7 protein-coding genes and 1 tRNA gene are annotated in these 14538 nt (G+C 39.5%); 3 read left to right on the top strand and 5 right to left on the bottom strand.

The window, feature by feature from the left end; all coding sequences use genetic code 11:
- Nucleotides 1-67: 67 nt before the first annotated feature.
- Together VCM39_RS01385 and VCM39_RS01380 are read right to left on the bottom strand one after the other, a co-directional pair.
- Nucleotides 68-4162, bottom strand: coding sequence for a hybrid sensor histidine kinase/response regulator transcription factor (locus tag VCM39_RS01385; protein ID WP_221649112.1), 4095 nt, complete (start codon nucleotides 4160-4162; stop codon nucleotides 68-70).
- A 223-nt stretch (nucleotides 4163-4385) separates the two neighbouring features.
- Nucleotides 4386-4457: transfer RNA gene (locus tag VCM39_RS01380), tRNA-Arg, on the bottom strand.
- Between the two features lie 503 nt (nucleotides 4458-4960).
- Here VCM39_RS01380 and VCM39_RS01375 point away from each other — a divergent pair.
- Both VCM39_RS01375 and VCM39_RS01370 read left to right on the top strand, forming a co-directional pair.
- Complete coding sequence (locus VCM39_RS01375) at nucleotides 4961-6811, top strand: 2-oxoacid:acceptor oxidoreductase subunit alpha (protein ID WP_195350561.1); 1851 nt, start codon at nucleotides 4961-4963, stop codon at nucleotides 6809-6811.
- Nucleotides 6812-6814: 3 nt separating this feature from the next.
- On the top strand, nucleotides 6815-7825 hold the full coding sequence (locus VCM39_RS01370; protein WP_025867052.1) for a 2-oxoacid:ferredoxin oxidoreductase subunit beta: 1011 nt from the start codon (nucleotides 6815-6817) through the stop codon (nucleotides 7823-7825).
- Between the two features lie 269 nt (nucleotides 7826-8094).
- On the opposite strand, the gene upp is transcribed toward VCM39_RS01370, so the two are convergent.
- Nucleotides 8095-8748, bottom strand: coding sequence for a uracil phosphoribosyltransferase (upp, locus tag VCM39_RS01365; protein ID WP_025867053.1), 654 nt, complete (start codon nucleotides 8746-8748; stop codon nucleotides 8095-8097).
- 264 nt (nucleotides 8749-9012) lie between these two features.
- Between upp and pckA the strand changes: the two genes are divergently transcribed.
- Nucleotides 9013-10620, top strand: a complete 1608-nt coding sequence (gene pckA, locus VCM39_RS01360; RefSeq protein ID WP_221649110.1) for a phosphoenolpyruvate carboxykinase (ATP) — start codon at nucleotides 9013-9015, stop codon at nucleotides 10618-10620.
- A 404-nt stretch (nucleotides 10621-11024) separates the two neighbouring features.
- Here pckA and VCM39_RS01355 read toward each other — a convergent pair whose 3' ends face one another.
- Together VCM39_RS01355 and typA are read right to left on the bottom strand one after the other, a co-directional pair.
- The gene (locus VCM39_RS01355) at nucleotides 11025-12497 is read right to left on the bottom strand and encodes a chitobiase/beta-hexosaminidase C-terminal domain-containing protein (protein WP_322932441.1); all 1473 of its coding nucleotides are present in this window, start codon (nucleotides 12495-12497) and stop codon (nucleotides 11025-11027) included.
- Nucleotides 12498-12675: 178 nt separating this feature from the next.
- Nucleotides 12676-14475: a translational GTPase TypA gene (typA, locus tag VCM39_RS01350; protein WP_221649108.1), complete on the bottom strand. Its 1800-nt coding sequence runs from the start codon at nucleotides 14473-14475 to the stop codon at nucleotides 12676-12678.
- Nucleotides 14476-14538 lie beyond the last annotated feature (63 nt).

Raw genomic sequence — 14538 nt, 5'->3', positions numbered from 1 at the left:
CATACTGTATATATGCTGTAACATCCCGCTCAGAATAGCCTGCAACAGGATGTTGAAGATCTTACTCTTATACCGGAGATTCATGCTGCCCCCTAAATTCAGTAGGAGATACACCAAATTTCTTCACAAAACAAATATAAAAATAAGAAGGGGAAGAAAAACCCAGATCATAAGTAATCTCCGTAATTGTTTTATTTGTATTCAGTAACTCCTTCTTCGCATTCTCCAACCGAACCGTTCTGATAAAATCTCCGGAAGAAAGCCCAACTAACGCTTTCAGTTTCCGGTGAAGATTCATCCGGCTCATCCCCACATGATTGGCAATACTCTCTCCTTTTATATCAGGATCAGAAATATTTTCATTGATATAATTTATAATCTTTTGTATCAGAATATCATCATTGGATGCCGCAGGTGCTGTTCCTGCATCCGGCTCCTCACCGGATACAAGAGACACTTTTTTCATAAATTTCTCTTTAACAACCTCCTGATATTTGATCAGTTGTTCGATGCGAATCCGAAGATGCCGGATATCAAACGGCTTGGGTATATAAGAATTCGCTCCCACTTCCAACCCAACCAGCCTATCCTCATGGGTTTCTTTAGCCGTCAACAGAATAATTGGAATATGAGACGTGTTTATATTTGATTTTATTTTCCCACAAAGTTCTATACCATCCATATTCGGCATGATAATGTCACTGATAATCAAATCCGGAATAAAACTCAATGCACTTTCACATCCTTCCACCCCATCTGCTGCTGTATATACTTCGTATTCTTCACGCAATTCCAGAGCAAGAAAATCACGAATCTCAGCCTCATCATCTACAACAAGAATCTTATATTTTTTAACATTCTTCTCTTCTGTTTTTTCCTCAATTATCTCTGTATTTTCCTGCAATGGTTCTTTAACGAACGTAACATAAGACTCGTCTTTCTTATCAGTATCAGCTATCTCCTCTTTGGAATAACTTGCTTTATCAAATGGAATAACAATTGCAAACCTGGAACCAACATTCAATTCACTCTCAACAGAAATATGCCCTTTATGTAAATCTACCAAAGATTTTACCAGATACAGTCCAATACCCGAACCCGGATACACAATATTTTTATCATTCAATTCCACCTGATAGAAGCAATCGAATATCTTTTTCAAGTCCTTTTTATCAATGCCAATACCTGTATCCGATATTTCAATATGCAACAAATTACCTATATCAGTCCGTTCTACAAAGACATTCATCACAATCTCATCATAATCTTTCACATATTTAAAAGCGTTAGACAGAATGTTATACACAATCTTGTCCATAAATTTAGGAGAAACCCAGCCAATCAACCGATCTGCACTTGTATTAAAAACAAAATTGATGTTTTTGTCTTCCACTACTCCTTCAAATGTATCAGTTATTTCTTTAAAAAAAGAGACTACATCTATCTCCTTTACCTTAAGTTTTAGTTGCCCATAATCTATCTTACGGATATCAATTACTTCATTCACGTTCTTGATCACCCGCATCGTGTTTCTTTTTATAAGAGACAGTAAATACCTCTTCTTACTATCTGTCTCTCCTAATAATAATTTCTCCAGTGGTGCCAGAATCAAAGTGAGTGGATTCTTCAACTCATGCGAAGCATTTGTAAAGAACTGTAATTTGGCCTGATATAACTCTTTTTGTTTCTGTTTCTCCAATCGTTCATAATTTATCTTATCTCGGACTCTGATTTTCATCATAGCAATATTCCAGCACAGATATAAAAGACCCAATAATAAAACAAAATAAATGATATAAGCCCACCATGTTTGCCAGAAAGGTGGTTTTACCAGAATATACAAAGTACGTACATTATCTTCATTAAAATTTCCAGAAGGCGAAGATGCCATTACCATAAAACAGTAATTACCAGGCTTCAAATTCCGATAGGTAACAGAACGCATAGTACCAACTTTATTCCACTCCGTATCTGCACCTTTCAAAAAATAGGCATACTGAATACGTTCCGGAGAGGAATAATTAATCCCCAAATACTCTATAGTAAAAACTGACTCATCATAGTTCAGCTCTATTCTATCAGTAGAATTTATATTTTTGACCAAAGGTGAATCCGGATTCTGTTCACTCCTGATTGCAACATGCTGATTGAATAACAAAAAATCAGTAAAAACAACCGAAACCGGAGTTTTATCTTTCATAATAACAGAAGGATCAAAAATATTCATCCCTTCCGTACCACCCAAAGCAATCATTCCCGATTTCATCATTAATCCCGAATTCTTTAAAAAACTTCCTGGCTGAACTCCATCAGATGCACTATAAGAATCGATCTCTTTTGTTTCCGTAGATATCTTCACAATGTCTTTATTTGTTCCCATCCACAGTTCATCACCCACCAAGATTAACTCCCGCACAATAGAACTGTTCAGCCCATTTGCTTGTCCGTATATCGTCAGAGAATCGGTCTTTACGGTATACTCCCATAAGCCCTGTCCTTCTGTACCAATCCACATGTTTCCATGTTTATCAAACAGAAAAGAATTAACCTGTACATTCTTTAATTTAGAACTAAACGGTTCGACATTTCCAGTCTCATAATCATACTTATACAAACCGCCAAAAGTTCCGACGATCAATTCATTTTTATATTCCTGAAGTGCAGTTACAGGACTCCATCTCAATGGTTCTACGATATGGAAAGAGCTATTTTTCTTATCAAAATAAGACAGTCCGGCACGCTGTCCTACCCAGATATTCTTTTTGGAATCTTCGTACAAACAACTCAAGTCACTATGTAAAAGTGAACTAGAATTATCTTTCTGATATGTATAATGAATGAACCTCTTTGTTCCATCTTTCATCCTATTCAAAACACAATTATAAGTTCCGACCCAAAGATCATTGTCCGAATCAATCAATGAACATAGAGTTGCATCATCACTTAAATTATATCCGTCCGTCTTAGCAGTGATCTCCTTGAATGTATTATTTCCGATATCCCAATAATTAATGCCCCCACCATCAGTAGTGATCCAAAGGTTACCATACCTGTCTTCACTAAAAGAAGAAACATGTTTATAGGACAGGCTGTTTGTCAGAAGAATATCACTTGTGATATAATTGAACTTCTGTTTATGCTGATTCACAAAATTCACTCCACCACCATAGGTACCAATCCATAAATTATCATTCTTATCACTCAACACACACCTGATTGTTTTATAAGACAACCCTGTTTCCGTCTCCGATTCATAATAGAATTTGATATCTGTTTTCTTTATTTCCTCTCCACCCGTTTTCAATTTAATGGAGCATAGAAAATATTCTGTGCCAATCCATAGCTGCCCTAATCTATTCTCTTCTATACAATTTACTTTCGCATCTTTCAATTCATCCAATTCTATCAATTCCGGCTCTTTCTTCCCTTTTACAAAGCGTAGCAGTCCTTTCCAGGTTCCAATCCAGATATTTCCATAAGAATCCTGAGAAATAGCTTCCACCTGGCTATCCGGAAAATTATGATTTTGTACGCTATAATTGGTTACTGAACGTGTATTCAAATGAATAACATCCAGCCCACCGAAATGTGTACCTACATATAGTAGTCCATCATTCGATTCATATAAACTCAAGACACGGTCATCCGAAGCTTGATAATAAAAACGATTGAAAGAACCGGTTTCAGGATCAAAGGAGTAGACTCCGTCTCCATAGGTACCTATCCACAAACCTCCTTCTTTTCTCTTTATTATCGAACGGACAGAATATAGATCCCTCCCCGGCTGAAGCGTATTATTTTTTAGAATTTTATAGGTGTCTGTCTCTACATCATACATTAACAGACCAAAGTTTGTGCCGACATAGATACAGCTTTTATCACAGCATATTTTAAGAGACTGCTGATTGGTAAAATCTAAAGAATTACCCAATGACCATTTGTAACTTTTAAAGTCAATCCCGTCAAAACGGCAAAATCCTTCATCCGTAGCACACCAGATATACCCATCCTTATCTTGTTTTATATCAAAGACCTTACTACTGGAAAGTCCATCCTGTATCCCGAATTTTTCAAAACGCTCATGAGCAAAATAAGTGGAATTTGCATTCACAGCTAATGAACTGCACAAAAAGAACAAATAAAATATAAGTCGGTACATCATGTTCCTGGTTTTCTTAAAGTATAGATATAAAACACATTTCATGGCAGGCACAAAAATAATACAAAAAAACAAAACGCAATCAATTGTCAAACAATCAATCACGTTTCATACAAATTACTGCATATTATCTAAAATTTGTTCATTCTATCATAATACTCTATTCACACTGTATTTAAAAATAAAAAAGCAATTATCCATTGTAAGATAATTGCTTCTCTGAAAGTAGTCCCGAGGGGAATCGAACCCCTATCTAAAGTTTAGGAAACTTCTATTCTATCCGTTGAACTACAGGACCTCCTTTTAGATTTCGGTTGCAAAGATAACGTATTCTCTTGATTTAACAAGACAGAACATACAGATTTATAGAGTATCCGAACAATAATAAGGCAGTCATAAAATATACAATAAAATAGAGTCAATAAAGAAGAAGAATATTCTTATCATTGCAAGATAATACACCCTAAAAACTAACAGATAGATTGTATTTTGCATAAAAACTGCAACATTTCGTCATTTTCAGCATAAAAGAGCAATAACAATATGCAATCATTTAAAACACAAACAAGACACAGAACAGTGCATTTTGCTTACTCTAAATACCAAAATAGCCCCATAACATAATTCTTTTGACAGGAGGCTACAGATAAACAGAAAAAGATTTTGCTAAGTCGTTTAACTTTACGACCTTTGCGAAACCTTCTGCACAATAAATGAATATACACAAACCACTTAAAAAGGGGTTATATTTATGCAAAACGAAGAAAGTCGATCCTAAAATTAAATATAGTAAGTAAAATTATGGCAGACGAAATGATGGTTAAAGAATTGGAGCAAGTGGTAGTGCGCTTCTCCGGCGATTCCGGCGACGGTATGCAATTGGCCGGCAACATCTTCTCGAACGTGTCGGCAACAGTAGGAAATGACATCTGTACATTCCCTGACTATCCGGCAGATATCCGTGCCCCGCAAGGGTCATTAACGGGTGTATCCGGCTTCCAGGTACATATTGGAGCAAGTAAGATATTTACTCCGGGCGACCGCTGCAACGTATTGGTTGCAATGAACCCCGCAGCACTGAAAACACAGATTAAGTTCTGTAAACCGCAAGGATTGATCATCACTGATTCCGATTCTTTTGGAGCAAAAGATCTGGAAAAAGCAAAATTCACAACAGATAACCCGTTTGAAGAATTAGGTGTTAAGCAAGAAGTACTTGAAGTACCTATTTCATCTATGTGCAAAGAGAGTCTGAAAGATTCCGGACTGGATAACAAAGCTATACTCCGTTGCAAAAACATGTTTGCACTGGGACTGGTTTGCTGGCTCTTCAACCGTAACCTCGAAGCTGCAGAAAACATGCTTCGCCAGAAGTTTGCTAAAAAGCCCGAGATTGCCACAGCAAATATAAAAGTATTGAACGACGGTTATAATTACGGCGCCAATACCCATGCTTCTACCTCTACTTATAAAATAGAAAGTAAAAGTCCGAAAGCAAAAGGACTCTATACCGATATTAATGGTAACAAAGCCACTTCATATGGTCTGATTGCCGCTGCTGAGAAAGCAGGACTGGAACTCTACCTGGGTTCTTATCCTATTACTCCGGCTACAGACATTCTACACGAGCTTTCAAAACATAAATCACTGGGTGTAAAAACAGTACAGTGTGAAGACGAAATTGCCGGATGTGCTTCAGCCGTAGGAGCTGCTTTTGCAGGCGACCTCGCTGTTACTACTACTTCCGGACCGGGTGTATGCTTAAAAAGCGAAGCGATGAACCTCGCTGTCATTGCCGAACTTCCGTTGGTAATAGTCAATGTACAACGTGGCGGCCCTTCGACTGGGCTTCCTACTAAATCGGAACAAACCGACCTGTTACAAGCGCTTTACGGCCGTAATGGCGAAAGCCCGATGCCTGTTATTGCCGCTATTTCACCTACCAATTGCTTTGATGCTGCTTATATGGCAGCCAAGATAGCCCTGGAACACATGACTCCGGTAGTATTGCTGACTGATGCTTTCATCGCCAATGGTTCTGCTGCCTGGAAGTTACCTAATCTGGAAGAATACCCGGCTATTAATCCTCCATACGTCACTCCGGACATGGCGGAAACATGGACTCCGTTCCAACGCAACGAGAAGACCGGTACACGTTACTGGGCTGTTCCGGGAACAGAAGGATTTATGCACCGTATCGGCGGACTGGAAAAAAGCAACGAAACAGGAGTGATCTCTACTGAACCTGAGAATCACCATAAGATGACGTTGTTACGCCAAGCCAAAGTAGATAAGATTGCCGATAGTATTCCTGAACTCGAAGTACAAGGTGATGCAGATGCTGACCTACTGGTAGTAGGATGGGGTGGAACATACGGACATCTCTATTCGGCTGTAGAACATATGCGTAAGAACGGTAAGAAAGTAGCCCTTGCTCATTTCCAGTACATCAATCCGTTACCCAAGAACACAGCCGACGTACTGAAGAAATACAAAAAGATTATAGTAGCCGAACAGAACCTGGGGCAATTTGCCGGATACCTGCGAATGAAAGTGCCCGGACTGAATGTCAGCCAATTCAACCAGGTGAAGGGGCAACCTTTCGTTACGAGAGAACTTGTAGATGCATTCACTAAATTATTGGAGGAATAAGAGATGAGCGAAACAGTATATACAGCAAAAGATTATAAATCAGGTCAGCCCCGTTGGTGCCCGGGATGTGGTGACCATGCTTTCCTGAACTCTCTGCATAAAGCAATGGCCGACCTGGGAGTTGCTCCGCACAATATCGCAGTAATCTCCGGTATCGGCTGCTCCTCCCGTCTGCCTTATTACGTAAACACCTACGGCTTCCACACCATCCATGGACGTGCTGCTGCCGTAGCTACAGGTGCCAAAGTTGCTAATCCCGACTTGACTATCTGGCAGATATCCGGTGATGGTGACGGACTGGCTATCGGTGGTAATCATTTTATCCACGCCGTTCGTCGTAATATAGACCTGAATATGATTCTGCTAAACAATCGTATTTATGGACTGACTAAAGGGCAATATTCTCCGACTTCGGAACGTGGATTTGTCAGTAAATCATCTCCTTACGGAACAGTAGAAGATCCTTTCCACCCTGCAGAGCTTTGTTTTGGAGCACGTGGACGCTTCTTTGCCCGTTGTATAGCTGTTGATGGTGCCGCTTCTGTAGAGGTACTGAAAGCAGCAGCCAACCATAAAGGCGCTTCTGTCGTAGAAGTACTGCAAAACTGCGTTATCTTCAACGACGGTACCCACGAGAGCGTTGCTACCAAAGAAGGACGCGCTAAAAATGCAATCTATCTGGAGCACGGCAAACCGATGATCTTTGGTGAAAACAAAGAGTTTGGGTTAATGCAGCAAGGTTTCGGATTGAAAGTAGTAAAGCTGGGAGAAAATGGTATCACAGAGAAAGATATTCTGATACACGATGCCCACTGCGCAGACAACACACTGCAACTGAAACTTGCACTGATGGAAGGTCCCGAGTTCCCGATTGCTTTAGGTGTAATTCGCGATGTGGAAGCTCCTACTTACAATGATGCCGTAGTAGAGCAGATCGAGGAAGTAAAAGGTAAGAAGAAATATCACAATTTCAACGAACTACTTATGACCAACGATACCTGGGAAGTAAAATAATTACTATATACAAACAGAAAAGAGGTTGCACTTACCTAAGACGGTTACAGTGCGACCTCTTTTTTCTTATCACCCCTTCAGCATTCTATATAAACATCCTCTGCTTTATATACTTCTTATTGGCTTTAGAGGGTCTATCTGTTTCAACCCTTTGAGAGTCTTTTCTCAAAGCTTTGAGAAAAAATTCTCAATACATTGAGAACACTGTTTCATATGCATTGAGAAAGTTGTTTCATATATATTGAGAAGAATAATGATTCACAGCTCTCCTATTCTTTTTCTCCGTAAGCCAGATCACCGGCATCACCTAATCCCGGAACAATATACGAATGCTCGTTAATCTCCGGATCAATAGCTGCACACCAAATAGTCGTTTTATCTTCCGGAAATATCGAAGCAATATGTTCCACCGCCTGCCTGCTGGCAATAATAGAAGCTACATGAATTTCTGCCGGATGCCCTTTAGTAAGCATAGCCTGATAACTAAGCTCCATACTGCTTCCCGTCGCAAGCATCGGATCAGTAATTATCAAAGTTTTTCCATCGATACGTGGTGAAGCAATATACTCAATATGTATATCAAATTTCAATGTATCCTTATACTTACGATATGCCGAAACGAAGGCATTTTCTGCATAGTCAAAATAGCTCAGAAAGCCCTGGTGAAATGGCAACCCGGCACGAAGAATAGTACTGATTACCAACTGACTATCCGGTGTACTGACCGGTGAAATCCCCAAAGGAGTCTGAATCTCCTTTACAGAATAAGCAAACGTCTTACTCATTTCATAAGCCATAATCTCACCTATCCGCTCAATGTTACGACGAAAACGCAGACGGTCATTTTGAACTTCTATATTCCTTATTTCTGATACATACTGATTCAGAATAGAATTTGTTTCACTAAAATCAATTATCTTCATTTTATTAGCCTTTATTTATTCAGAATTTATACGATGCAAAGTAAATGATAATCTTTCAAATTGCAACATTCAGTTAGCAGATATTGTTAGTAATATATAAAAGAGATTCGATTAGGGAAAAATTTCTCTAATACGTTATTTCTTTCCAAAGAAAATACTACTTTTGTAGCCGATTTACAAGGAGATGTTTAAAAACATCCTTTCCCTTAAATGCCAGAATGAGATAATAAAACAAAATACCAATTTAAATTAATTCAAAAGAAAATGGCAAATTTAGATTTAAGCAAGTACGGTATTACAGGTGTAACAGAGATTTTACACAACCCGTCTTACGATGTATTGTTCGCTGAAGAAACCAAACCGGGTTTGGAAGGTTTTGAAAAAGGCCAGAAAACAGAACTGGGTGCTGTAAACGTAATGACAGGTGTATACACAGGTCGTTCTCCTAAAGATAAATTCTTCGTTAAAGATGCTACCAGCGAAAACACAGTATGGTGGACTTCTGACGAATACAAAAACGATAACAAACCAGTAGATGAAAAATGCTGGAAAGCCGTTAAAGAATTGGCAACTAAAGAACTTTCTAACAAAAGATTGTTTGTTGTTGATGCATTCTGCGGTGCTAACCCTAACTCTCGTCTGAAACTGCGTTTCATCATGGAAGTTGCTTGGCAGGCTCATTTCGTAACAAACATGTTCATCCGTCCGACAGCTGAAGAACTGGCTAACTTCGGTGAACCTGATTTCGTTATCATGAACGCTTCTAAGGCTAAAGTTGAAAACTACAAAGAACTGGGTCTGAACTCAGAAACTGCAGTTGTATTCAACCTTACAGAAAAGATTCAGGTTATCCTGAACACCTGGTACGGTGGTGAAATGAAGAAAGGTATGTTCTCTTACATGAACTACTTGCTCCCATTGAACGGTATGGCTTCTATGCACTGCTCTGCTAACACAGACAAAGAAGGCAAAAGCACAGCTATTTTCTTCGGTCTGTCCGGTACAGGTAAAACAACTTTGTCTACTGACCCGAAACGTCTGTTGATTGGTGACGACGAACACGGATGGGACGACGAAGGTGTATTCAACTTCGAAGGTGGTTGCTACGCTAAGGTTATCAACTTGGATAAAGACAGCGAACCGGATATCTACAATGCCATCAAACGTGATGCTCTTCTTGAAAACGTTACTGTTGATGCTAACGGTAAAATCGATTTCGCTGATAAGTCAGTTACAGAAAACACTCGTGTTTCTTACCCGATCTATCACATCGAAAACATCGTTAAACCGGTATCTAAAGGCCCGGCTGCAAAACAAGTTATCTTCTTGTCAGCTGACGCATTCGGTGTATTGCCTCCGGTATCTATCCTGAACGCTGAGCAAACTAAATATTACTTCTTGTCTGGATTTACAGCTAAATTGGCAGGTACAGAACGTGGTATCACTGAACCGACTCCTACATTCTCTGCTTGTTTCGGTGCTGCTTTCTTGTCATTGCACCCAACAAAATATGCTGAAGAACTGGTGAAGAAGATGGAAAAATCTGGCGCTAAGGCTTACTTGGTTAACACAGGTTGGAACGGTTCTGGCAAACGTATTTCTATCAAAGATACTCGTGGTATCATCGATGCTATCCTTGACGGTTCTATCGACAAAGCTCCTACTAAGGTTATTCCTTTCTTCGACTTTGTTGTTCCTACAGAACTTCCGGGAGTTGATCCTAAAATTCTTGACCCACGCGACACTTACGAATGTGCTTGCAAATGGGAAGAAAAAGCAAAAGACCTGTCTGCTCGCTTCATCAAGAACTTCGCTAAATTCGAAGGTAACGAAGCTGGTAAAGCATTGGTTGCTGCTGGTCCGAAATTGTAAGATAAAGCAAATCGTTTCGAACGAAAGTTCAAAAACTGATTATAATTATAAAAGCGATCCCCTTTTGGGAATCGCTTTTTTTGTTTCTTACTCTTAACGCATATACGAATAATAAATTAGAACTATACCGACGTTACTTTGCTACAAAATTCGTAGCAAATGGTCTATGCAAGAACTACAAACTGAAAGTTCAACTGGATGATTCTCCTAAATGGGTATTGACACCGACCTAAGTATAAAAATGGCTGATGAAGGTGAACTGAAAAATTATCCGATAACCGACCTTCCCTGGCAGGCAGGAAATTAATAGCACAAAGTATTTACTGATAAAACTAAAAAGGAAAGTGTATACCGACTCATTGTCGTACATACACTTTCCTTTTTTCATATCTTAATAATCAAAGTTACTTAATGATCACCTTAGTTACAGCATTATTTACTTTAACAAGATAAAGACCAGCAGGTACCTCAACTGTATTAGCACCAGCAGCAATTATTTTGCTTGCCACCACCTGACCGACAGTATTAACAACAAGAACCTGAGCACTTTCGGCTGCATCAATCTTGATAGCTTTATCACCGGCAAAGACGGTTGCAACAGTGTTATCACCTTCTGTATCGGCAATACCTACGTTTTGGGATTCAGTAATTTCCGTCGGGAAAAGCTGGACAGTTCCATTATATATGTTTACAATAGCAGTAACATCATATTTCTTTTCATCTTTTGGTATTACAACACCGGTAAAACGATCATAAACTGCTGCAGTACCTTTAGCATCAGTAATAGTATAATTCTTTGTCTTACCATCATCAAGAGTAATGGTCACACCTCCTACTTTTACCAACTTGTTAACCAAAGCTTCAACAACTCCGTCAGTTGCAATAATATCCAGGGTTATAGCTGCACCAGAAGTACCTGCAACAAAAGTATCTGCCATAGGAGCTAATTGTTTAAGACCACCATATTCACCAACTGTACCCATAAATCCTGCCGGAATCACATCACCACTCTTATATGTTTGGCCAACATTACCATAAACCTGCATTGCTCCAGTAGCATCCTGAACGAACAGATACAAACCATTCTGATAGATAACATTCACCGGATTCGTAAACTTAACAACAGCATCCTTAGATTGCCCGGCAAACTCCCCTATATTAGCAACAGCAATGGGTTCCGAAATTGTATAAACAGCCGAAACAATATCGCTCTTGTCACCACCCTTAATCGCTATTGCTTTAATTGTTGTAGTAGTTTCAACTTTAATAGGATCAGCATGAGTCGCAGAAGCCATTGTTGGTTCATCACCGTTAGTAGTGTAATGAATAATAGCACCATCGGTTCCACAAGAAAGAGTTACTTCTTGAGTTGTGTAATAAGTTCCACCAGCCGGAGAGAACTTAGGGGCCTGAACTGCCGATGCAGAAGCTGTCGTAACAGTAATTGAGTTAATTTTAGCAGTACCTCCAAAAGTCAATACTACTTCATTAGCAGAACCTGTCCATAATGGACTATCATAAGTACCTGTATCAAAAGTCAACATAGTAGCAGAGATAGCACCACCTGCAAATTTAATCTCGGTAATCACTTCACCATTTGTAGTAGAAAAAGTCAAAGTAGATGTTGCATATCCGCGAATTCCTTCAACTCCTGCAGCAACTCCCCAAAAACGAGTATCACTATTAGCCACTTTTTTTGAGGCAATTACAATATTACCTGCAGCCAAATTACCATCTGCAAGATTAGTACCTTGGCCTGATGCAGGTACTGCATAACCAAATAATTCCGGTTTGGTTAAATCAAATACAGTCTCCGTTGCAAAACTTGTAGCCACAGCTGCAACCACCATAAATAACGAAAGTAATAGTTTTTTCATATCATAATGTTTTTAAGTTATTATTCCACAAAGTTATACAATATTTAAAATTAAGCAAGCGCTCAATATTTAAAATTTCACAATGTTACCGCATTGTAATACCAAGAGCAATTACAAGCAAAATAAAGCCCGGCAAGATGACTCCAGCCGGGCTTTTCCTTACTATATTACAAAAGCGTTAATTTTTATTCGCACGTTTACGTTCGTTTTCATCTAAAATGACTTTACGCATACGCATTGCTTTCGGAGTAACTTCAACATATTCATCTTCCTTGATATACTCCAAAGCTTCCTCAAGTGAGAATTGTACAGGAGGGATCAGCCTCGCTTTATCATCCGTACCGGAAGCACGGGTATTAGTCAGTTTTTTCGATTTAGTTACATTCACCACCAGATCTTTTTCGTGAGAATGTTCACCTACCACCTGTCCGGCATACACCTCTTCCTGTGGGAAAATAAAGAACTTTCCACGATCTTGTAACTTGTCAATTGCATAAGCAAATGCCGTTCCGGCCTCCATGGCTATAATAGAACCATTGGTACGACGTTCAATCTCACCCTTGAACGGTTGATATTCTTTGAAGCGATGAGCCATAATAGCTTCACCAGCAGAAGCAGTCAACACATTGGTACGAAGACCGATGATACCACGTGACGGCATATCAAATTCAAGATTTACACGTTCACCGTTGCTTTCCATCATCGTCATCTCCCCCTTACGGCGGGTTACCATGTCGATAATCTTACTTGAATATTCTTCGGGGACATTTACGGTCAACTCCTCTATCGGTTCGCACTTTACACCATCTATCTCTTTATAGATAACCTGCGGCTGTCCTACCTGTAACTCGTATCCTTCACGACGCATCGTTTCGATAAGTACAGACAAGTGAAGAACACCACGACCGGAAACAACCCACTTACCATCCTCTTCACTCTTACGAATGCGAAGGGCAAGGTTTTTATCGAGTTCCTTCATCAACCGATCATGTATATGACGTGAAGTTACAAACTTACCGTCTTTACCATAGAAGGGAGAATCGTTGATAGTAAACAACATACTCATAGTAGGTTCGTCAATAGCGATTGGCGGCAATGCTTCCGGATTTTCATAATCACAGATCGTATCACCGATCTCAAAACCATCAATACCTACCAAAGCACAAATATCTCCGGACTCTACTTCCGTCGTTTTCACACGACCCAGTCCTTCAAATACGTGTACCTCTTTAATCTTCGATTTCACAAAGCTGCCATCTCTTTTTGCCAATGACACATTCATGCCTTCCTTCAACACGCCACGATGTACACGTCCTACGGCGATACGACCTGTATAAGAAGAATAGTCCAATGAAGTAATCAACATCTGAGGTGTACCGTCCAATTGCGTAGGAGCCGGAATATTCTCAATAATACAATCCAACAACGGAAGAATAGTATCTGTAGGCTTCTGCCAATCGGTACTCATCCATCCATTCTTTGCCGAACCATAGATAGTTGGAAAATCAAGCTGTTCTTCTGTAGCATCAAGACTGAACATCAGGTCAAATACCATTTCATGTACCTCGTCCGGACGACAGTTGGGTTTGTCTACTTTATTAATAACCACAATAGGCTTCAAACCGATCTCCAATGCTTTTTGCAATACGAAGCGAGTTTGAGGCATCGGGCCTTCAAAAGCATCTACCAACAGAATACATCCGTCGGCCATATTGAGCACACGTTCTACTTCGCCACCGAAGTCACTGTGCCCCGGAGTATCAATAATGTTAATCTTAGTTCCGTTATAAGTGATAGAAACGTTTTTAGAGAGAATCGTTATACCTCGTTCACGTTCCAGGTCATTGTTATCCAGAATTAGTTCACCGTTTGTCTGATTGTCGCGGAACAAATTTCCGGCCAGAAGCATCTTATCGACTAACGTCGTTTTCCCATGGTCAACATGGGCAATAATTGCAATGTTCCTAATGTTTTGCATATAATACCTAATATTTGCCGGCAAAGGTACGAAAATTGGATTAGAAAAAAGACCTATAGAGAT

Origin of the sequence: Bacteroides mucinivorans, from assembly GCF_034654355.2 — a bacterium.
GTDB lineage: Bacteria > Bacteroidota > Bacteroidia > Bacteroidales > Bacteroidaceae > Bacteroides > Bacteroides nordii.
The sequence above is the reverse complement of the archived record's forward strand: the minus strand, read 5'-3'. Positions and strand labels throughout refer to the sequence as shown.

Excerpts from the sequence above, each read along its gene's own strand:
- typA (WP_221649108.1), bottom strand. The coding sequence starts at position 14,475 with ATGCAAAACATTAGGAACATTGCAATTATTGCCCATGTTGACCATGGG.
- VCM39_RS01370 (WP_025867052.1), top strand. The coding sequence starts at position 6,815 with ATGAGCGAAACAGTATATACAGCAAAAGATTATAAATCAGGTCAGCCC.
- upp (WP_025867053.1), bottom strand. The coding sequence starts at position 8,748 with ATGAAGATAATTGATTTTAGTGAAACAAATTCTATTCTGAATCAGTAT.
- VCM39_RS01385 (WP_221649112.1), bottom strand. The coding sequence starts at position 4,162 with ATGATGTACCGACTTATATTTTATTTGTTCTTTTTGTGCAGTTCATTA.
- VCM39_RS01375 (WP_195350561.1), top strand. The coding sequence starts at position 4,961 with ATGGCAGACGAAATGATGGTTAAAGAATTGGAGCAAGTGGTAGTGCGC.
- pckA (WP_221649110.1), top strand. The coding sequence starts at position 9,013 with ATGGCAAATTTAGATTTAAGCAAGTACGGTATTACAGGTGTAACAGAG.
- VCM39_RS01355 (WP_322932441.1), bottom strand. The coding sequence starts at position 12,497 with ATGAAAAAACTATTACTTTCGTTATTTATGGTGGTTGCAGCTGTGGCT.